Below are 22,314 nucleotides of genomic sequence, written 5' to 3'. Positions count from 1 at the left end.
TGCTTTTTAAAATGATCTCAACAATTAACAGTATTCACTCAACACCCAAAAAGCTATCAATGGATTATCATCTGTTATTAATAACGTATCAAATATCATCACAACAAGCTGACAATCGGATCTTTTACAAATATCAAAAATAGATCGTCAGTAGTCGTTTAATTTATTGAATACTGTTGATTAACTGTAACATTTCCCCTTCCTTAAGTGCATAAGTCAAGGTGATTTTTTTAAAGCCAACATTCGGTTCATCATAGGGGGCAAGGCCTTCTTTGGATAAATCCGATACCCTGTAAAACAGTTGTTGGTTATTGGTCAGGCGAACGGATTTGCCTGCTTTGGACAAAATCACTTCGGCGCCATTAAAGGAAATTTCTGCGTCGGTAACCATTGCCCATTCGATTTGATGCGCTTGATCGTTGCCACGGAAATCATCAATCACCTGCAAGGCTTTTTGCCCATCTTCAACGATAAAGGAACGCGTTACTTTCACCTGCTGATCAACGAAAAAACCACTCAGGTCGAGGCTTGCCTCAAGGCCCTTTCTATTTTCTTTTACCTTAGAAAAATCAGCACGGCCATCGGCTTTATGTAATTTTCCGTCAATGGTCAGGGTATTGTGGGCAAAGTTATTCAAACGGAAAACCTTCCATCGGTCAGAATCCTGCTTTTTACCCCAAATCTTGAGTCCGTGTTTTTCAAGGCTATGGTATTGTTGTCTGCCCAAATCATGCGCCCAGCGAATACCGTCTTTTTCAAAAATAAAACTGCCCGCATCCATATGTGCATGGGAAACCTTTGGCGAGCCTGCTTTTATGCCCAACCACACACTGTTTTTTTCCTCCCAGCTTGATCGATATACTACAATCGGTGTTTTCCCCTTTCCATGATACATTCTCTGTGAGGGCACAGTTAATACCTTGGACTGTTCCATCCAAAACAAAATGAAAGGCCAAAATCGATCGTCATTCTCTTGCACCAACTCCAGCCCTTTCGCCTGCTTATGTCGGTCAAACCACTCCATTTCCCCATAAAGCAAAGAGGGTTGATTCGTCATCTTGGCCAGATAGAATTGGGAAGGAGCCAAAGTCCTGTTCAGTGGATTGTCCGAATAGTTGAAGGCCATGCCCGAATTGCTGAAAGCATTCAGGTAGAATTCCCCTGTTTTTTTAAAGGCTTTCCTGCCTTCGCAATGATAAGGCTGTCCGTTGATATGCTCAAAAGCATTCAAAAACAAGACATTATAGATCGTTCCGAAATTCCAGTAGTTGGGGCCCTCGGCGTAATTTCCATTGGGCAAATAGGTGGACATGGGTAACTGAATATATTCCTCAGCCCGCTTAATTACTTTCTCACTGATGGTTGGGTAATCGGATTTACAAACCTGTGCACCCAGATAAAGGCTACCATGACAAACCTGATTCCAGTTGTTGTGTGCTTTGACCCAGTGTCGGTCTTTTGGATCTCCCTCAAAAGAGGCGCGGAGTCCTTTCTCAACGATGGCTTTTTTTACCCGATTCGACACATCTGCAGGCAGGTCTTTCTCCAGCCATGCCATCCCAACCGACAGGCCGGTAACCATCTCTGCCACATCCAAAAAATGCGAAGGGTTCCAGCTTTCAAAAGCAATCACCTGCTCCATCTCCTCGATCGCCCGACTCAGATATTGATCTTTGCCAGACAGTCGATAAGCATAAGCCAAAAAAATGATTCGGCGCTCTGCCTTTCTACTGCTGTGCAACATCCGACGGCCGAGGATAATTCTTTCGGTCGGTTTTTCGGTAAGCAGCTGATCGGCTTGATCAAAAATATACTGATTCAGAAATTGTACTAATTCGCTATTGCCCTTGACCCGTTGTTTTACCCCTTGCCAGTCCGACTCACTGAAAAACAGCGTTCGTTGTGGGCGTACGATATCTTTGGCGGCAGCTTGAAAAACCAGCAAAAAACACAGGCTTACTAAAAAATATCTCATGGGTTTTGATTGATGGTCAGGTATCTTTTCAAAGCTTCAGCATAATAATAGTCTCCATAGTTCAGTCCAACTTCTACCTCATCTTCCTTAGGAATATTGCCCGCACATTGGTGAATCAAAAAGTTGCCATAAGTGCCCTCTTCCACAAAGTACTCCTCAGAAGATAAACTCTTGAGCTGTGCTACAGCTTTTTTCAAATATTTGGATTTTCCCGTTTGTTGATAAAGGTCAAAAAGGCCAGAACAAAAGACCGCGGCAGCTGAGGCATCCTTGATATGTACCAAGGATTTCGGACTGTCATAATCCCATACGGGCACCAAGTCTTTGGGCCATTTCTTGAAGTTATATTTCGCCAGATTCTCGGCAAAATCAAGGTATCGCTTATCCTTGGTGTATCGGTACATCATCGTATAGCCATACAATGCCCATGATTGTCCTCGAGACCAAGCACTTTCGTTAGCATAGCCCTGATGCGTTTTTTTGATGCGGATCGACCCATCCTCAGGAAAGTAATCCACCACATGATAACAGCTGAAATCCTTTCGAAAATGATTCTTCATCGTGGTGTTGGCATGTGTAATTGCCATGTTCCAATAGCTGCTGTCACCACTGATCTGCGTGGCGCGCATCAGCAATTCAAGGTTCAGCATGTTGTCAATGATCACAGGAAATTTCCATCCGCCCCAGCTCCAGCTACGAATCGCTCCCACCTTGGGATCAAATCTCGAAGCCAACGCTTTGGAGGCATCCATCACCACCTTTTGGTATTCAGGATTTTCGGTAATCTCAAACCCACGTCCATAGGAGCTGTCAAAGATAAAACCGACATCGTGGGTGGTGGTATTGTCCTTATGGCTTTTGTACAAAGCTTGCATGTTCTCGGCTCCCGTTTTGAAAGTCTCATCGCCTGTCATTTCGTACAACAGCCAAAGTGTTCCAGGGAAAAAACCTTCCGTCCAATCGATATGGTTTTCCCTTGTCCAACGGATGGAATTATCCGCTTCAGCACTGCGAGGAAGCCTTCCTTTTTCTTCAGAAAGGGTCAACAGCTTTTTGTACTTTTCGGCTGATTTATCCAAAGCAGCTGTAGCCCAGGGAGCTTGAGCCTGAACAGCAGAGGTCAAAAAATAAAACGATAATAATAAAAATAAATTTTTCATAGGTTTAATGATATGTTACTCAGAGTTCGCATCCGACTATGCTATAAATAATGATCTACACTGTTCATCAAAGCTGTCTTGTCACAGAAGTTTATTTTTGATGAGCAGCTATAATATATACTCCTCACAAGCCTGAAACCCTATGCATAATTTCTGATTTTCGATCGTCAGATTAAGTACGCTGAGCCTTATATTAAATGAAAAATGATCAGGATAATTTCTTAAAATAGACCGCTACACCACCGCCAGGAGCCATGGAAATATTAAGCGCTTCCCCACCTTTGATTGTTTTCTGATCAATGGTGTAGGCCTCTTTATTGCTTTGGAAATCACTATCTTCAGCATCCAAATACAACTTGGCCTCATAGGTTGTGCCTGCTTCCAAAAAGTCGGTATTTAGTTGAACCTTGCGTCCTTTTTCGGTCGTGATGGCGCCCAAAAACCAGTCTTCGCCCGATCGACGGGCCACGGAAACATATTCATCCAAGGCACCATCCACAAAATGATAATTGTCGAACTGGGCAGGAAACTGCGCAATCAGCTCCCACAATTCTGGCTTTTGCAAATAGGCTTCTGGGGCATCAGGAAGGATCATCCATCCTGTTCGTGTGATGATCAGCTTCGCCAGCTCTGCCGTGATGGTCGATGGGATAGGATCATACACCTTGGGTCTTGACTGTGCATTGTTGAGATCAAACCAGCCGTTGGTCAAATCCAAAGGACCAGACATCTGATTGACCAAAGCCGTATTGACATAAATGCTTGGGCCACCTACCCGATGGGCATCAGCCTGTGCATAACCAAATTCCTTGGACATCAGGTTGGGCCATGTGCGCTCATCCCCATTGTTGGGAATCATCTTGTCATGGAAAATCACCATTAATTTATGCTTGGCACAAAGTTCAATCACCTCTTTGGTTTTCTTTACTTTTTCCGCTTCGGTACCTCTCATGAATCCATATTTGATACCCACCGCTCCCCAGTCGGAGAACTGTTTGAGCACACGCTCCAATCCAAAAAGGCGCGCGCCTTTGTCGTTGAGATAAAGAATTAATCCAACCCCTTTTTCCTTGGCATAGGCCATCTCTTCTTCAATATTGATTTCTGGGCGGGAGGTGGTTGGGTCGGAATCATCACCGAACTCAAAGCCATACCAGTCGGCATCCAACAACAAATACTGCACATTATTCTCAGCCGCAAAATCAATCATTCGCTTATGCGAAGGTGTGTTGAGACCATATTCAAAACCATCAGGAGCGCGGTATCCCCAAACACGCCAATCCCACAGACTTTTGCCTGGCTTGATCCATGAAAGATCCGAAATTTGCGTTTGAGGGTTTACATTCTGCACCACCTGATTGGAAAGCATGCTTTTCAAATCATTTCCTACCTGAATAATTCTCCAGGAAGTATTGGTTGCATTTTTATTCGCAGTTTCCTGTGCCTGAAAAGCCAATTGATTGTTCGTCTTTCCTCGCAATCTAATAGGTGCATGACTGTCAATATTTCCTTCCTGAATAGCGAAATATCCCTGATTTTCGGTTTTGATCAACAAGGGCAGGTATATTTCCTTTGCTTCCTCTTCCGATAATTCAAATGGCCCTTTGGGTGCCTGTTCGAAGTTGTAGGCATAACATTGTGCTCCTTCAGGAAGACCAATAGTAGTCTGTTCGGTAATTTGATTGGTGTTCGCAGGAAGGTCTACAAAGCGGTAAGCGAGCGCATGATTGAACAATCGAAATTGAAGTTGTGCAATTACCTTTTCCCCCTCCATGATTTCCAAAGATGCGGGTTGGTAATCATCGTCGATCTCGTCAGCAAAACCATGAAACGACTGCCATTTATCCTTGACCACTTCTTTGATATCGAGGTTTAGGTTACCAGCCTTGAGCGGTGAGTCTATGCCCAGGTTTGAAAGCTCAATGCTGTTTTTCGATGCCGTGTCGGTAATTTTCAGTTGTAATCTACCCTGATCGTTTTGGGCAACTTCCACCTTGGTGGTTTGGTCTGGTGAAAAAAACTGATTGGCATGTTGTTGCTGACACCCAACAAAAGCTACAAGGCAAATCCACAAAAAATATCTGATCATTTTAATTCCCTTTCTGTTCCGTTAAAAAAATTTGATAACCCATCGGCTCGAAAATTACCCCCGAATAGGAATGACTTTCGCCCGTGAAAATATCCTGCGCTCCGACTTCGATCCCGAGGGCAAAATTTGGCAGACTAACTGCCTCTTGAGCAAGGTTGATACAAACGGTGATCTTATTGCCGTCCAATTCTCTGTCAAAAACCAGCATTTTGGCAAACCCTGCGACTTCCTTCGCCTCAAAACTACCATCCACTAAAATATCATTATTTGCCAACGTATTAAAGAGATCGCTATAAAAAGGTTTAACCTCCCTATATCCATAGGGCACGGGCTCAGGAATGTGCAGGTCATTGTACTCCTGCCCTGCCAAAATCATCGGCTGACTGTTTGGCAAAGTGGCACAAAGCACCATGAAGGCTTCGAGTCCACGGCCAAATTTATCCTTCAGTGGCAATTGGCTGTACCAACTTTTATCAAAAGCGAAACGATCAAAATAACGGTTCATGCTTGGGTAGGCAACCTTCGAATAACGCGTATCATGATTGGTTGCATGTCGCATTCGAAGCGCACCTTCGGGATAATGGGCTTGTTCGTATTCCAAAATCTTGTAGATGGCATCCACATTTCTTTTGCCATGAATTACCGACCAGAAGGCAGGCTGCAAATACCAGTCGTAGGTTGCATCATGACTTGGATAAACTGCTGGGCTGTCGCCTTCGGCCAAGAAATACAACTGAGATGAATTCGTTAATTTAGGCTTCATCCAATTCCAGAAATCTGAAGGAATGCGGTCACCCACATCGGTTCTGAACCCATCAATACCATAGGTCGCTACCATCTTGTCCATCGCTTTGTACATGTATTCCCATACGGCTTTTTGAGAAAAATCAAGCTGAGCAATACCCTTCCATGGGGCGGTAAAGGCATAAGTATCTTTCTTGATCTGGCAGTAATATTGTTCCTTCTGCTTTAACAGCGGATGATCCCAGCTGGTGTGATTGGCTACAAAATCCACGATCACGTACATACCTGCTTTGTGAATGGCATCGACCAGCTTTTGAAAGTCTTTTTCCGTTCCGTAATTTGGATCCAACTCCAAATGGTTTCCTACGGAATAACAGCCATTTCTTCCATAAATTTTGGCTGATTCGGGAATAGGAAATTTTACACCGCCATTTCTTCGAATATATTCATGATCGACCACAAACTCCCCTCGTTTATTGATGGGCTGCAACCAGATAATACCTACACCAAGTGCCTTGATTTGAGGGATCTGCTTACGGAAAGCCTCAAATGTTCCTTCTTTGGTTACTTTGGAAATATCTACCTCATAAATGGGCTTGTTGGCTACCCAGTCAGGTGTTTGACTTTGGGAAAAACCAATAGCCGTTATACAAAAAAAACAGATAAAAAAAACTACTCTTGCCATCGAAACCTTATTCAAAAATGATGTATTTATAATCTTCATAACTCTTTTTACCTCCAAGGCCTTCAGCTAATTGAATATAGCCTTCGCGTTCTCCCTCATCGTTGTCATTAACAATAAAGTTGAAATAAAATCCCTGCTGATCGATTTTCCCCAAACCGAAGGCTTCCTTAGGTAATTTCAATTCATAAGTAGTGGTTGATCCCTGTCGGGCAGTGGTATAAATCATTTTATCCAGCAGTCCTTTCTTTGCAAAGCCTACAGGCTTATCGAAGATCATACAGGTAGGCTTTTCCGATTTTTGATGCGCCAGTCCAATTTCCCAAACGCCATTCATTTCTTTGGTTCTCAGCCCTAACTGAATACCATCTCCTTTATAAATCAGGCGATTATTATAGGGTTGTAAATGTATATCATCCTCAACCACAATTTTCACCAACAGATAATCCTTGTTAATTGCCAAATACGAAACAGCACTCAGGTCTGCTTTGCCTTTCCAGATCAGATGAGCAGTATTGGGATCATTTTCATAGCGATTTTTCACATGTTCATACGTATCAACCACAATGTTTGGACTTGCTGAATACGTTGCTTTATTTTCTACCAATACAGGTCGGATAACAGGGATATTTAGTGTTTCGCTTGCGTCGCCATAATCGACATCGAGCAATAAATGATTGGCCTTGGAAACGGTTGAAAGCAATTCATTTTCAATGGCTATCGTCTCTTTGTCCTGGCTTGATTTGATGCTTTTGATGCTTGCTTCCAGCTTTACAGGCATGGTGATTTTGTCTTTTGCATCCGCGAAGGCTGAACCCTCCAACGCAAAAAATTTCTTGGAATAAGCAGGTGCCATCTCGGCATCCTCAAAAAGCACATAACCACACTTATAGGTTACTGGAACAACCACTTTTCCTTCCCTCACGGGCAGGGATTTCTCATTGCCCATCAGGTCCACGTACTTTACCGACGTGCCTTCACTTACTGAAAATTCATGCAGCTGATCGGCGGTACTTTTTTCCTGTCGCCAGGCATTGAGGATATAGCCCCCAGGTTTTTGATAGAGGAAAGCTTCAATGCCCTGCCCCAGATCGATGTCTTTCAGATAAGTGACCTGATGCATCTGTCGGACAAACTCATTATAGGCTACATAGGCAGATTTTGGCGAATTATTTTCACTGATTAACCCATAATTGCGCTCTGCACCATCACTGTGTCGGATATTATTCTGTGGGCTGAACCAACAAACCCCCAGGGCATTTCTTGCCATGATCAGGTTGATCTTTTTATAGACATTTCTCGCCTGCTCCACTTCTCCCACCTGATGGGCAGTAACCCCTGTTTCATTGAACCAAAGCGGCTGTTGTTTTTTCAACGGCTTACGGATATCCGCTAATTTCCCATCCACATAGGGCTTAAAGCGGTCGTAATCACCATGAATATGCACGGCATGTACATCGAAATAATCCTGCCCAAGACGGATCGCATCTTTGTGCAAATCCCCACGGAACTTCACAAATTTTGGCCGTGGCAACACATGAGCAAATCCACCTGTGAGAACGGTTAGATTGGAGTCCACCTTCTTGATTTCCTCATAAGCTACCTTAAGCGTGTTTACATAATCTTCGGTATTTCCCTGAAAAAAGCCAAAATCAGGCTCATTCCATATCTCATAATACTGAATATCATTCTTATAGCGTTCAGCTACCGTGGCAACATATTTCCTCCAAGGCTCCAAACGGGGTGGTGCGTACTTTTTGATCTTGATATTTTCATAACCGGGCTTCATCGCCCAGTGCGCTGTTCCACTCATCAACAGTTCTCGGTGGATGCCTTTGTCCTGCATGATTTTAAGCGGTTCATCCACAGAAGAAAAATCCCATGTTAAGGAGTCTGGCTGAACTTTTTCCCAATAGATAAATTTTCGATTATACTGCACGCCAATTTGAGCCATGGCATCACCGATCCAATGCAGCTGATCGAGGTTGTTGTAACGAACCCCCGCGACGCCAAATCGGAAATCACTCTGATAGTCATTTCCCATTGGATCCATCAGGGCAAAGGAAAAATGACCGTTTGCCCCATGATGCTCCACCTTGAATGCTTTGAGTCCTTTTCTTTCAAAAACATGATCAGGGAAGTCAAGATAAGTTTCCTGTTGTGGTTCAACAGCAGTAATGGTACGGTATCGAGCGGTATCACTGTCAAACTCCCAAAACTGCCAGTTGAGGTCTATATTCAATGGTTGCCCCGTTTTATTTTTAATACCCACAAAGGCATTTTGCTGCTGATCCAGCGGTACCACATTGGCCACACGTGGGGTGTATAGCACCAACTGGTATTGCTGCTCATCCATTATGGTTACTTCCTGCAGCCCGACGGTTGAGTGTTTTCCACCACAGGAGATTAACAACAGGCTTGCAAAAAAAATGATTGAAAAATATCTCATAATCAGGATCCTATCTTCAAAAAAATATCATTAAAAAACAACGCTATCAGGCACCGCCTTCTCCAGTAATTTTATCCATAAACTCCTGCTGACGTTCCTGTTTTAAATAAGGGTCGTTGGTACGTTGTCGCCATTCCTCAATATAAACATTTAAACTATCCACTACAGGTAAGTACTGCGGCTTGATGTATAAATTGTTCTTCTCATAAGGATCATTCTCCAGGTCATACAATTCAAACTGTGTCATGCTCTTATAATAATTATAATCTGGATGCCCCTTTTGCTTTCTTAGGAAGTCAGCGAAAAGGTGATGTATTAATTTATATTTTGGTGTGGAAATAGCACGTCTCGGATCGATTTCTTTACCCAGGTGGGCTTCCCATTCGGTAAACGCCATTTGTTGGTCAGCTCGGTCTGTAACAAATGAACTGCCAGGCAAATCCATTTTGGGTCCTTTGTTCATCAATTCCAGTATCGTCGGGAAAATATCGGTGGATGAGGTGTAGCCCACATAACGGCTTGGTGCCTTCTGATCAGGGAATTTCACAATCATCGGAACGCGTACCCCTGCTTCATAATTGGACCCTTTGGCACGGTCAAAAGGAGCGCCATGGTCACCAATGAAGATGATCAAGGTGTTGTCATACTGCCCATCGTCTTTCAACTTTTGGACCATTCGGCCCAGCATTTCGTCGGTACGTTGTGTACCATTCAAAAAGGCAGCAATCTCTTTTTTACGCCCTTCTATATTGGTAACTCCTTTCATCCATGGATAAAGTTCCACTTCCCCATGACTGATCATTTGCGCTGGAAAGCCATCCACCTGATTAAAAAACGGACGGTGTGGATCCAGGATATTCATCATCAAAAAGAAAGGTTTTTCCTCAGCAGAGCCAATAAATGAGGCGGCAGAATCTACCATATCCACCACCATACGGCTGAATTTCTCTACCTCAAACTTTTCCTTTCCCGACTGGGTGATCAGCTTTCTTGGGGTCTTGGTGAAATTACTTTCCTCCCCTTTGTATGGGGTATCAAAACCACCACACATAAAGTCAAAATCAAAGGCATCCACAGGCTCAATATGCAGTTTACCAAGGATACCCGTGGCATAGCCTTCGCCTTTGAGGTAAGTTGGGATGGACAAATACTTTTCATTCATCTGAAAACCCAGATGCGACAAGCCTACCTGCCCATTTTGGTGCGGGAACAGGCCAGTCAGGATACTTGAACGCGAAGGGCTGCAGGATGCCTGACTGATGAAAGCATTTTCAAATAAGGTAGCCTCTTGCGCAAAAGCATCGATATTGGGCGTGCGGGCCTGCTGATCGCCATAACATCCCACTTCATAGCCCAGGTCATCAGCGACCACAAGCAAAATATTGGGGCGTTTCACCACTTGCTCTTCTTCGGGATTTTCGCCTGCATCCTCGTCTTCCATTTCGGTAAGATCCCCCGCCTGCGTGCATGAGCAAGCCGTCAGCAGCAAGAATAACAGCCACTTAAATTTAAATACCTTCATCATATCTTAAAAATTGAATAACCTATTGAAACATCGCCATTTCCTTGTAGGCGGATTTTTTGGGCTTTTTGCACATTTTGAATTCAAGCACTCCTCCCTCACTGACTTCCTGATGTGTCAGATAAAGTCTATCCAATACTTTTCCATTCAAACTAACCCGCTTCACATAAAAATCGTCGGCGTCTTTTTTGTCTGAAATGACCTCAAATGTTTTCCCGTTCGGTAATTTTACAGTCGCCTGATTAAAGCGTGGAACCCCCAGATAATACAGTCCCTCAGCTGGGTTTACGGGATAAAATCCCAAAGCGGAGAACACATACCAACTCGACATCTGTCCGCAGTCCTCATTACCTGACAAACCATCGGGCGCATTGCGGTACATGGTGTTGCAAATCTGGTTGAGGTATCTTTGGGTTTTATCATACGCTCCGACCGTATTGTACAGATAGGCAATATGGTGGCTGGGCTCGTTGCCGTGGGCATACTGACCAATAAAACCTGTAACATCGGCTACGCTTCCTGCATCGGTGCGCTCAGTCTGAAAGAGTGCATCAAGCTTGGTCTCCATCTGTGATGCCCCACCGACCATGGATTGCAATCCCTTGACATCATGCGGCACAAACCATGAATACTGATAGGCGTTGCCTTCGGTGAAATCACCAATACGGGTCAGGGCTTCGGGGTCAAAGTTCTCCCGCCATTCCCCTTTTCTGTTTTTTGATCGAACGAAGCCGACTTCGTGATCATAAATATTTTCATAGCTTTTGCTTCGCTTGATAAAGTATTCGTAATCCTGCTGATGCCCCATTGCCTTGGCCATTTGCGCCACACACCAGTCGTTGTAAGCAATTTCGAGGGTAATGGAAACATTTTCCCTGTAATCATTTGGCACATAGCCATACTGATCAATCAGACTGAAAGGACTGTGATAATGATCCATGCTCGAAGAGGCTTTCACGGCTTCATACGCCAGCTTCCAGTCAATGCCTGGAATATCTTTTTGGAATGCTTCGGCAATAACCGAAATCGCATGGTTACCGATCATCACGTGCGTCTCCTGACCCCACAATGACCAAATGGGTAAATAACCCCACTGCTGATAGTGCATCAGCATACTATTGATCATCTCTGAGGAAGCTTTGGGCTCCACAAGATTAAACAAAGGATGCGTTGCGCGGTAGGTATCCCAAAGGGAGAAAGTAGAGAAATAAGGCTGGTCCTTTACCTGCTGTTGCTGATCCTTTGGTCCGATATATTGTCCATTAACATCCGAATTGACATTGGGTGCCAACATGGAATGATAGACCGCTGAGTAAAATATTTTGGCTTCATCTGAGTTTCCTGTAACGGTTAGTTTACTCAGTTGATCCTCCCAAAGTCTTTCCGCACGACCCTTCACCTGATCAAATGTTTTGCCTTTGGCTTCGGCATTCAGATTCTCTATGGCATTGTCAATGCTTACTGGAGAGATGCCGACCTTGACCGTAATCTGCTCGTTCTTTTGGGTTGAAAAGCGGACGGCTCCTTTCACATTTGCTGTTCCCACATGCCCGTTTCTCGGATTATTCACTCCCCAGAAGAAATGATCATCGATGGCGGTGCCGAATTTCTCAAAAGGCTTGCTGAATTCAATCACAAAATAAACACTTTGCAAATCTGCCCAGCCTGTTGATTTACGGTAGCCAACAATCCTGTTGCTTCCCTGCACCTCCAGTGAAGCCTTGGTGGCCTTGTCACGGATGCCGTGCTTGAGGTCGATGATAATGTTGCTTTCATTACTTTGAGGAAAAGTATATCGGTGTACACCAGTCCGCAAAGTAGCTGTTAGTTCAGCATTGATTTGGTAATCGTCCAAAAATACCTGGTAGTACCCTGGATGTGCATTTTCATTATCATGAGAAAAACGGCTTCGGTAGCCTTGATCTGGTTGATCCTTATCGCCTGCCACTACCTTGACTTCTCCGATGGTGGGCATCAACAGTACGTCGCCCAAATCCCCCAGTCCAGTGCCTGAAAGGTGTGTATGACTGAATCCCATGATCGAAGCGTCAGAATAGTGATATCCGCTTGACCAGTCCCAGCCCTCAATTCCTGTATCAGGACTTAGTTGTACCATCCCAAATGGCAGTGTTGCGCCAGGGTAAGTGTGGCCATGCCCTCCCGTTCCGATGAATGGATTCACCTGATGAATCAACTCCAACGGCTGAGCCAGCGCAAAATGGGTACAAAGAAAAAATATAAAAAAGTTACTGACCTTCTTCATTAATAGTTCAATAAAGGTTATTTGATCACCAATAGCGCAAGATCGAAAAATAAGGTATAAAAGCTCTCCACAGGTTGAACAGTGGAAATGCGCGGAGAGCTTCTATTTTCGTCTTAATCTACCAGTACAGTGTGCGCTTCTCGCACCCCATTACTATAAATTATAAATTGATATACCCCTCTGCCCAAATCACTGATATCAATCTGATTTTTCAGGTTAGCCAAAGCCAATTGCTTGACCTGTACCCCTGCCATGTTTACAATCGAAACCTGTGCATTCTCAGCATTCACTACATCAATATTGATATATTCACTTGCTGAATTTGGATAAACAGCCACGGTATATTGCTCATCATTGTTCAATGGTTTGTCGACAATAGTGATCTCTCCCGCCAGGCGCATGGTTCCAAAAGTGAATGGATCTGAATGTGATCGGTGATCACGTGAGTTCCATGCAGCGATATGCTCGCGGTAACGTGGGTTATTTCCTGCCATACGGGTTGAATCGTCCGCATCAGCTGTTTGTGCTTCGAAACGGATTTCAGATCCTTCAAAGACCTCAAATGGGTGCGCTACTACTGATGGATCAGGCACTACGGCAGACCAAGGCATTTTGATTTCCATATCATAACCATCGTCTGTAGCTTTCCAAGCATACTCCAACCCTTCGGTATTGGCATCATCGGTCAAAACAAACCCTTTTGCAGGTGCATCAAAAGTTTCCTCAGGCTCTGTTACTGAGAAGTTAAAACGCAACTGTGAAGAAGTATTATCAGCAAAATCAGTAGATTCAGGATCAACATTGAAATACAATTCCACATGATCCGAGTGCCAGGAGATATTTGGATCGATCAGTCCCAATACCACATCATCAGTGATGTTAAAGAAAAGATACAAGAAGTCATTATCCCAAACCGCCTTGTACTGAGATACAATATCAAAAGGAGATGATGGGTATTCCAAAGCGGAGTTGTTGGGGTTGATCAAGAACGTATCCTGCTGAGCAAAGACCACCTCCTGTGCAGACCATGCCTTATCAGACATCATTCCATCGATCACGATTTCTGCACCTTCAGGAAGCATACCCGCCTGATAGGTACGGTCGTTTCCTCCTTTGGTGTCATCAAAAAACTGTGCATTTGCATGGAAGCCCAAAAGCACGAAGGCCATCATTGAAAGGATTAATTTTGTTTTCATAGTGAGTTGATATTCATTAAAAAATTGGTTTATGATCAAGCAGATGGGTAAGCCGCCGTGGTCATTTTGTTGCCCAACGGCTTACCTATCCCTGTCGCCCATAGCGAATGTTAAAAGCACACCATCAGGCTGTAAACGATTTATTAGAAGCGATTTTGGCTTTTAAACATGCTCTAGAAAGTAACTTGAACCCCTGCCGTAAAGGATCTGAACTGTGGGTAGTTGCTAAAGCTGTCCACCCCTTGAAGGCGGTTGTTTCCGCTTGCAAACTCAGGATCAACACCGGAATATTTGGTGAAAGTCAATAAGTTGGACGCATTCAAATACAATCTCATGCTTTTCAGGTGTAGGGTACTGAGCACGCTTTTGGGCAGGTTGTAACCCAAAACCACGTTCTTCAATCTGAGGAAAGATCCATCCTCCAAGAAATATTGGGAAGGTCTGGAGAAATTACCATTCAAATCGTTGAACGTAAGCGCAGGTACGGTTGCATTCGGGTTATCCTCGCTGAAGGCATCCAATACCTTTGTGGAACCATTGTAATCCCCATTTAGGCGATCGGTGTACACCTTATTGTAATTAAATAAATCCACGCCTGTTTGTGCGGTCCAGAACAAGGTCAGGTCAAATCCTTTATACTCACCATTCATATTGATCCCGTAAGTGAATTTTGGCCATGGATTACCCAGGTATGTCTGGTCTTCATCTGTAACCTTACCATCAGGTACCATCACTATATTTCCATTTTCATCCAAAGAAGCGATATCCAGGAAGAAAATATCTCCTACTTTGGTATTTGGAGAGATATAATATCCTTCTGGCGCATTGTTGTTGAGCATATCCAACTGTTCCTGCGAGGTAATCAATCCTCCGGTTTGGAATCCATAGAAGGAAGCCTGTGGGTGCCCTACAGCAGTCCGAGAAACCACCATTCCATCATTGGAACCTGTCAATTCCGTTCCCGCCAATCTCAAGACCTCATTGGCATTGTGATTGACATTCACACCGAATTTGTATTTGAAATCACTGATGCGGTTGCGGTAATTGATCGAAATATCATAACCGGTATTTCTGGTCTCCGCCAGGTTGGCGGTCAGGCTTCCGAACCCACTTGAAGGTGGCAATTGCTGAGGAATCAGGATATCCGAAGAGATTTTATCATAGTATTCCACCGAACCGAAGATTTTCCCTTCCAGAAAGGAGAAGTCGACTCCAAGGTTGAGTTGTTTGTTTTCCTCCCATTTGATACTTTTATTTGGCGGGTTTTTTACCCGGCTTCCTTCAAACAGCTGACCGTACATCGAGCTGTAGCCGTAATTATCATAGTTAGTGGCAAACAAATACCGAGCAATATTATCTGAACCTAAAATACCCCAACCAGCACGAAGTTTTAACTCATCGATCCAGTCTTTTTGCATGAAAGACTCTTTGTTGATATGCCAACCTGCGGAAAAAGAAGGGAACACTCCACTGCTTTGGTTAGGCCCAAACTTATCAGAATAATCTAAACGAACATTGGCCTGGAACAGGTATTTTTCATCAAAATTATAATTCACGCGACCGAAATATCCGATTTGACCGAAATGTCCTTTGCTATGACCATATTGTCTGGCATCAGGATCAATATCGACCGTACCATTCTTAATATCAGTATCAATCAAATTTGTCGTACGAATACTGATTGACTCATTATTTCCATAAGAATACTCCCCACCCACACGGGCAGAAACATTATGCTTATTTACCTGAAAACTATAGCCCAGGTAACTGATAATATCATATTTATTAGACTGTGACTGGTTCAGATAATATTTATTATTGGGATCAAAATTACTTGGATTATGATAGTATGGATGATAAAGATCTTCTGACCGATCCCAGTTGAAACGCCCCGCTACATTGGTTCTCCAGATCAGGTTTTCGATCGGGCTGATCTCTGCATATCCCAAAGCATACATGAAATTATTGCGATCGTTACCATCGTAAAGATTTAATTTAGCTACAGGGTTCGCTCCTGCCCACTGGGTTTCCCCTGTTGGGTCATAGCCATATCCACCACCGGCGGTATTGGTCTCGTCATATACCGGGATCGTTGGGTTCGCACGGAAAATCATTTTGTAAATCTGATTTCCTCGTTCTCTGCTGTCCAATGGTGTTCTGTCCGTAAAAGCATAAGTAAAGGTTTGCCCCACCTTCAACCACGGTTTCACTTGCGCATCGGTATTGACACGGAAATTATATTTTTTATAATCCGAATTGATCACTACCCCTTTCTGGTCAATGTAGTTACCCGAGATGTAGTAGTTGATGTTATTGGCACTTCCCTGAAAAGACAAGGAATGGTTGTTCGTACTTCCCGGGCGTAACATTTCATTGGCCCAATTGGTGGACTGGTCAAACTCCTGTAAATAATAAGGGTAGCGTTGCTCAATTTGCTTATCGGACAAGCCGTCATTGATATGTCCCTGAATAAAAGCCGAAGAATATTGGTTGGCGTCCAAAAGTTCCGGGAAATTAAACACCTCATCCACACTGAAATAAGTATGGTAACGAACCGTTGATTGCGCTTTTGTTCCTCGCTTGGTCGTTACGATGATTACCCCGTTAGCAGCATCCTTACCATAAATCGCACCGGCAGCAGCATCCTTCAATACACTGATTGACTCAATGTCCTCAATATTTACGGCCTGCTCCAGGCTGGTTCCGGTACGCACACCGTCCACAACAACCAATGGCGCAGTACTATTCAAGGAGGTGATACCTCGAATACGAATCGTTGCTCCCGAACCAGGCGCTCCACTGCTTTTGGTAACATTTACCCCTGCCGCACGGCCCTGAAGCGCATTGCCTATCGTTGGTGAGGAGATATTCTGAATATCGTCAGCGGCGATGGTGGCCACTGCTCCGGTAATATCACTTTTCTTTTCTTCACCAAAACCCACCACCACAATCTCATCCAATTCTTTCACGCTCTCCATCATCGTGATCTGAAACTCGCTTTGGTTACCGATTTTCACTTCCGTATTTTTGTACCCTACGAAGGAAAACACCAGTGATGATGTTGGGGTAACAGATTTAGTGGAAAAAGTAAACTTTCCATCAAAGCCCGTTATGGTACCATCATTGGTGCCTTTAATTACCACATTAACCCCTGGCAATGGCTCTTTATTCTTGTCTGTTACTAACCCACTTATAGTGAGGGACGATTGGGCTAAAAGGACATTATTAATAAATAGAAAAAATAATAATGTAAAAATCCCCTTCAACCTTCTGGAAAACAAGTTGATGTTTTTCATAAAAGTTAAGTTGTAAGTATAAAAATTAGACTCATAAGTAAAAAAATTGCAATAGCCGCCAGTATTCCTAAAAGAACCACCGATTGCTTTACTTTTTTATTGGTTTTCTCTGCTTCAATATCATTTATCAGCTCAGCCATAAACTTCTGCTTTGTGAATTCTTAATTTGATGGAAGCAATCTGATAAAAAATTAATAGGAACATTAATAATCTATACTCAGTAGTTGTAAAATTGGATCCACATCCTTATTTATTTGATTTACAGGATTTTACATTGTATTATGGAACTATTTTTACAATAAAATTCAAGCAAAAACAGTTAGGTAGAGGCAAAAATGAATTCAAGACAGCTGTTTACACGCTCGAAAATCACAAATGGGACTCACCATCAACTACCATAGACCTCTTAGCATCCCACTGTTAATTTCTCTGCTTTTCACGAATTTTTCATCCCCCAGACTTTGTAAATTTCTACTAGGCGTTATGCGTAAGTTGATAAAGATGGGTGCTGTTGATTTTTGAAAAGCCCAAATTTGGCTTAGCTTGCTTTCTCCTCTTTCCCCTACTTTGTTGGAAAAAAATTGAAATAGAAAATGATTGCTTCTTTTTCCCACCTTGCAGCAAAACAAGGATTGAGAGCGAATTTAAAGCCAAAATTCGCAGCGAAAATTTGATGAATGCAGAAGCGATTAAGGATTATTTTAAAAGAATAGCAGCGCTATTGTTGAAAATTATCCAAAACCGCTTCCCATTTTTCTAATTTGCCATCGGATGATGCAGTTTGTATCGCGCGCTTAGGATTGCTTCTGATGAATATAATCTGATGGTGTAATTTTAAAGTGCTCCCGGAAACATTTGGTGAAGTAACTATGACTATTAAAACCTACAGCATACATCACTTCGGTCACATTACTTTCCTGACTTCTTAAAAGTTCGGCGGCATAATTCAATCGCTCAATTCTGATATATTCATGCACACTCCTGTTGGTCAGCGCCTTGACCTTACGATACAATTGCGCACGACTCAGACCCAGTTCACGACAAATCAATGTGTTGTTGAACTCATTGTTGGACATATTGTCCTTGATCACCTGATTTAAGGCATTGATGAATTTTTCATCCGCCTTATTTCGGTGCAATGGCTTGAGTTTATCCTTTTGGTTACCAACCAGTTTTTGAGCATACTGCTGTCGGTTATCAATGATATTTTTGACTTTCAACTGCAGTTCCGCACTTTGGAACGGCTTGATGACATAGTCTTCGGCTCCCAGTTCGAGGGCCTGATGCACGTTGTCCTTATTGGTTTTTGCCGAAACCAGAATGATCGGAATATGGGAAGTGGTGGTATCAGCCTTTAGCTTTTTGGTGAGCTCAATCCCGTCACACACAGGCATCATCACATCACTCAAAATGAAATCAGGCACATGCTCAGTAGCCAGTTCATAGCCTTTTTGCCCATCTTCAGCCGTTAAAACTTTGTAATCTGAGAAAATATGAACCAAATAATCCCGCATATCGGCTTCATCCTCAATGATCAATACCGTCGGCAGGTTGAGTTCATTGTCCAGGTGTTTGTCCTCATAAAGGGTATTGTCATCCTCCGATACTTCCTGAGCCGAGAGCATCTCCGCAGGAATACCCGACTGACCGACTTCTTCTTCTTTCTGTTCCTGTGAAACAGGCAGGTCTATAGGAAGATCCACCGTAAAAATCGTCTGCTCGCCAGGTTGTGAGCTGACCGTAATTTCTCCCTTATGCAGCTCAACCAATGATTTGACAATATACAATCCGATGCCATTACCGGCCGTAGATTTATCATGGTAAAATCTGTCGAAAATAAGCTCCAGTTTCTCGGGGCTAATACCCTTGCCGTTATCCTCAATCTCAATCCTTACCGCTTTATGCTTCGATTCGACCAAGGATAGGCGCAATTTCACCACGCCCTGAACATCCACATTTTTGATGGCATTGGAAACAAGGTTATACAAAACCTTCTCAACCTTATCTACATCAAGTGTTCCCTGATAGTCGGCAGGGGCAATCTGTAAATCCACCTTCTTGTTTTGCTTCTGAGCCTCTATCGTCCAGTTTTTATAAATATTGGTAACGACCTCCTCAACATTGCACGGACGGATTTGCATATGCATAAATCCATTCTCAATTTTAGAGAAATCCATGATCTGAGTGGTTAGTCGCAAAAGGCGCTGCGCATTTTTGTACACCAGCTGCAGGTTGAACTGTGCCTCTTTATCCTCCTTATAATTATTCATCAGGTCCACGATCGGCCCGAGAATCAGCGTCAATGGTGTTCTGAAATCATGGGAAATATTGGTAAAAAACTGAATTCGTGTGGATTGCAACTCCTGATCCTTCTTATTCAGTTTGTCCTGGTTATCAATATGCAGGTTTTGAATCTGAACCCTGTGCAATAATTTCTGACGCATAGAAGCCACATACACGATGAGCCCTATAATAAAGGTGATCAAAACAAAGTAGCAAAGGAAAGCGAAAGGTGTACGGTACCAAGGTGGTAAAATCGTTACTTTGAGTCGCTTACCTTCTCTGTTCCAAACCCCATAATTATTACTTGCCATAACATGCAATTCATATTTACCGGCAGGAAGATTGGTGTAATTGGCGATTTTTTGATTATTGATATAATTATAATCTTCCTCAAAGCCAATAAGCCGATAAGCATACTGATTTTTTTCAGGCTGCATAAAATTCAGAGCGCTAAACTGAACAGCAAAATTGGACTGATCTGATTTTAGTGCAATGGAATCGGTCGACGAAATGAGTTTATGTAAAATATCACTATTTGAATTTTTATCCACCTTGTGATTTTTAACATACAACTGCGTGAACGCTATCGGAGGAGGGGTGTTATTAATGGGAATCCTAAACGGGTTGAATCGGAACAGCCCCTTTTTACTACCCAAAATCAATTCATTTCTCCTAAACCGAATACCATCATGGCCTCCGACCATCGCTCCGTCTGTCTCATCATAAAAAACAATCGACTGATCTTTTATGCCATATCGGATTAACTGGCGGGGAGTACTGAGCCATAAATTCCCCTTTCTATCGCGAACGATATTCTTCACCGGACTAATAGGCAATCCGCCAGAACCAGAAATTTGTTTAAACTTTTTTGACACCGGGTTAAAGGCGATCAGCCCTTTGTTTGTCCCAAGCCAAATTAAATCCTGATCAACAATATCTATACAATAGATTTTATCCGTTGTCAGGCCGGAACCGGAAAAATCCGTGTAGAAACGTTCGATCGTTTTTTCCTGCCGATTGAATTTTATCAATCCACCATTAGGGGAAGAAGAAACATAAATATTATCATCAGCATCCACGGCCATATCATCGACCTCAAGTCCGGTCAGACTATCTTTATCATAGACCATATAATGCTCGAAACATTTATCATATGGATTAAAATAGTCCAGATTTCCTTTGTACATTCCTAGCCATAAACCACCGTCTTTGGCTTTACGCATGACCTTGATATCCACGGAGGATAGCTGTTGATGCGCTTTTTCACCGCTCTGCATATTGATGGTAGTGAAATTTCCATTTTGGAACAAGGACAGTCCTCCCCCCCAACTACTGACCCAAATACGGGAAAGGCTGTCCACCACAAGCCCGGTTACACCACCCGCAGGTAAATTAGACTTCCCATTATGCTGATAATGGTGCTTCAGTTCAAGTTTTTTATCATAAATAATCAAGCCATTGTCCACCCCCACATAAAGATCACCCGAAGGATGTTCAAAAAGCGACTTGACGAAATGAGTCTTGGGGTCAGGGGATTGATTAATATAGGGGAAATTCTCATAGAAATTTTTCTGATAAGTGGGCAACATACACAGGCCATTATCACGGGTGCCAATCCAAAGCAAGCCCTCATCATCCTTCATCAGGTAATCTACAATATTGCTCTGTAATGAATTCTGATCCAAGGGGTCATACTGATAGTTCTGGAAAACTCCCGATCGTTCATCAAGATGACTGAGCCCTTTTTCAGTACCAATCCACAGGTTATTTTTTCGATCTGAGATCAAAGTATTGATCCGATGATCGCTCAAACCGTCTTTTAGTCCGAAATGATCGAACTCCACCACAATGGTATCAGAATAGTAAGATATCATTCCCTTGGACAGTTGACCTTTAAAAGCGCCCACCCACAGGTTGTTGCGCTGATCCACATGAACCACCTTGAGGCTATCAGTCTTTAAAGTAGTATTTGTTTTATTGTAGGTAAAAAAGCTCTCTTTTTCAGGATTAAACATCAACATACCACTATGAGAGGTCATCCATAGGTTGCCATGCATATCTTCTGAAATACTTAAAATGGCCGATATTTTCCCACCAACCTTTGTCTTATTATTATGTAAAAATCGCTTAAACTTTCCGGTATTCAAATCAAAAAGACTTAAGCCATTAAAGGTACCGACCCAAATTCTCCCTTTGCTGTCCTGGTACAGGCTACTCACCCAATTGTGGGATAAACTTTCGGAATGTGCTGTTTGCTGAAAATTAGTGAAAGTACCATAAACAGGATCATAGACATCAAGCCCCTGCCCGGAAGTACCAATTAATATTTTCTTGGAATTTGTTTCCAATAAACACTCAATGCTATTGGAATGAATGGATAGGGAGTCCTGGGGATCATTGGAGAAGGTGTGGATTTCATAACCATCATAGCGTTTGAGGCCGACATTAGTGCCATACCAAATAAACCCCTGATCATCCTTTATGATCGTTTTAACCCATGCATCAAAGGCAGGATCATTGGCTTTGATTTGCTGAAATTTGGGCTGTGCCCAAACGGAGGTATAGCTCAATAAAAGAAATAGTAGTAGGTAGCGTTGGTTCATAAGAAAAAATAAAAAATATATATTCAAGATAATAAAAAATTACTCAGACAAG

11 protein-coding genes are annotated in these 22,314 nt (G+C 43.0%); 1 reads left to right on the top strand and 10 read right to left on the bottom strand.

Annotated elements, in window-relative coordinates; translation table 11 throughout:
• Positions 1-163 precede the first annotated feature (163 nt).
• The 9 genes from AAA970_RS23085 to AAA970_RS23045 form a co-directional block, all read right to left on the bottom strand.
• Entirely contained in the window at positions 164-1,975 is a 1,812-nt protein-coding gene (locus AAA970_RS23085; RefSeq protein WP_338239250.1) for a heparinase II/III domain-containing protein, read from the bottom strand.
• Positions 1,972-3,135: a glycoside hydrolase family 88 protein gene (locus AAA970_RS23080; RefSeq protein WP_338239249.1), complete on the bottom strand. Its 1,164-nt coding sequence runs from the start codon at positions 3,133-3,135 to the stop codon at positions 1,972-1,974. Before AAA970_RS23080 ends, AAA970_RS23085 begins: the two co-directional genes overlap by 4 nt.
• 208 nt (positions 3,136-3,343) lie before the next feature.
• Positions 3,344-5,224 (bottom strand): glycoside hydrolase family 97 protein, encoded by a 1,881-nt coding sequence (locus AAA970_RS23075; protein ID WP_338239248.1) that lies wholly within the window; start codon positions 5,222-5,224, stop codon positions 3,344-3,346.
• 1 nt (position 5,225) lies between these two features.
• Complete coding sequence (locus tag AAA970_RS23070; RefSeq protein WP_338239247.1) at positions 5,226-6,653, bottom strand: alpha-amylase family glycosyl hydrolase; 1,428 nt, start codon at positions 6,651-6,653, stop codon at positions 5,226-5,228.
• A 7-nt stretch (positions 6,654-6,660) separates the two neighbouring features.
• The gene (locus tag AAA970_RS23065; protein ID WP_338239246.1) at positions 6,661-9,099 is read right to left on the bottom strand and encodes a hypothetical protein; all 2,439 of its coding nucleotides are present in this window, start codon (positions 9,097-9,099) and stop codon (positions 6,661-6,663) included.
• A 46-nt stretch (positions 9,100-9,145) separates the two neighbouring features.
• On the bottom strand, positions 9,146-10,624 hold the full coding sequence (locus tag AAA970_RS23060; protein ID WP_338239245.1) for a sulfatase family protein: 1,479 nt from the start codon (positions 10,622-10,624) through the stop codon (positions 9,146-9,148).
• 19 nt (positions 10,625-10,643) lie between these two features.
• Positions 10,644-12,884 carry a GH92 family glycosyl hydrolase gene (locus tag AAA970_RS23055; RefSeq protein ID WP_338239244.1) on the bottom strand — a complete coding sequence of 747 codons (2,241 nt, stop codon included), beginning with the start codon at positions 12,882-12,884 and terminating at the stop codon, positions 10,644-10,646.
• A gap of 113 nt (positions 12,885-12,997) precedes the next feature.
• Positions 12,998-14,080: a sugar-binding protein gene (locus tag AAA970_RS23050; RefSeq protein WP_338239243.1), complete on the bottom strand. Its 1,083-nt coding sequence runs from the start codon at positions 14,078-14,080 to the stop codon at positions 12,998-13,000.
• A 173-nt stretch (positions 14,081-14,253) separates the two neighbouring features.
• Positions 14,254-17,376 carry a SusC/RagA family TonB-linked outer membrane protein gene (locus AAA970_RS23045; RefSeq protein WP_338239242.1) on the bottom strand — a complete coding sequence of 1,041 codons (3,123 nt, stop codon included), beginning with the start codon at positions 17,374-17,376 and terminating at the stop codon, positions 14,254-14,256.
• A 511-nt stretch (positions 17,377-17,887) separates the two neighbouring features.
• On the opposite strand from AAA970_RS23045, the gene AAA970_RS23040 reads away from it, so the two are divergent.
• Complete coding sequence (locus AAA970_RS23040; protein WP_338239241.1) at positions 17,888-18,136, top strand: hypothetical protein; 249 nt, start codon at positions 17,888-17,890, stop codon at positions 18,134-18,136.
• A 34-nt stretch (positions 18,137-18,170) separates the two neighbouring features.
• On the opposite strand, the gene AAA970_RS23035 is transcribed toward AAA970_RS23040, so the two are convergent.
• Positions 18,171-22,262 (bottom strand): hybrid sensor histidine kinase/response regulator transcription factor, encoded by a 4,092-nt coding sequence (locus AAA970_RS23035; protein ID WP_338239240.1) that lies wholly within the window; start codon positions 22,260-22,262, stop codon positions 18,171-18,173.
• Positions 22,263-22,314 lie beyond the last annotated feature (52 nt).

The organism is Persicobacter diffluens (genome assembly GCF_036244895.1).
In the GTDB taxonomy this organism is placed as follows: Bacteria; Bacteroidota; Bacteroidia; order Cytophagales; family Cyclobacteriaceae; genus Persicobacter; species Persicobacter diffluens.
The sequence above is the reverse complement of the archived record's forward strand: the minus strand, read 5'-3'. Positions and strand labels throughout refer to the sequence as shown.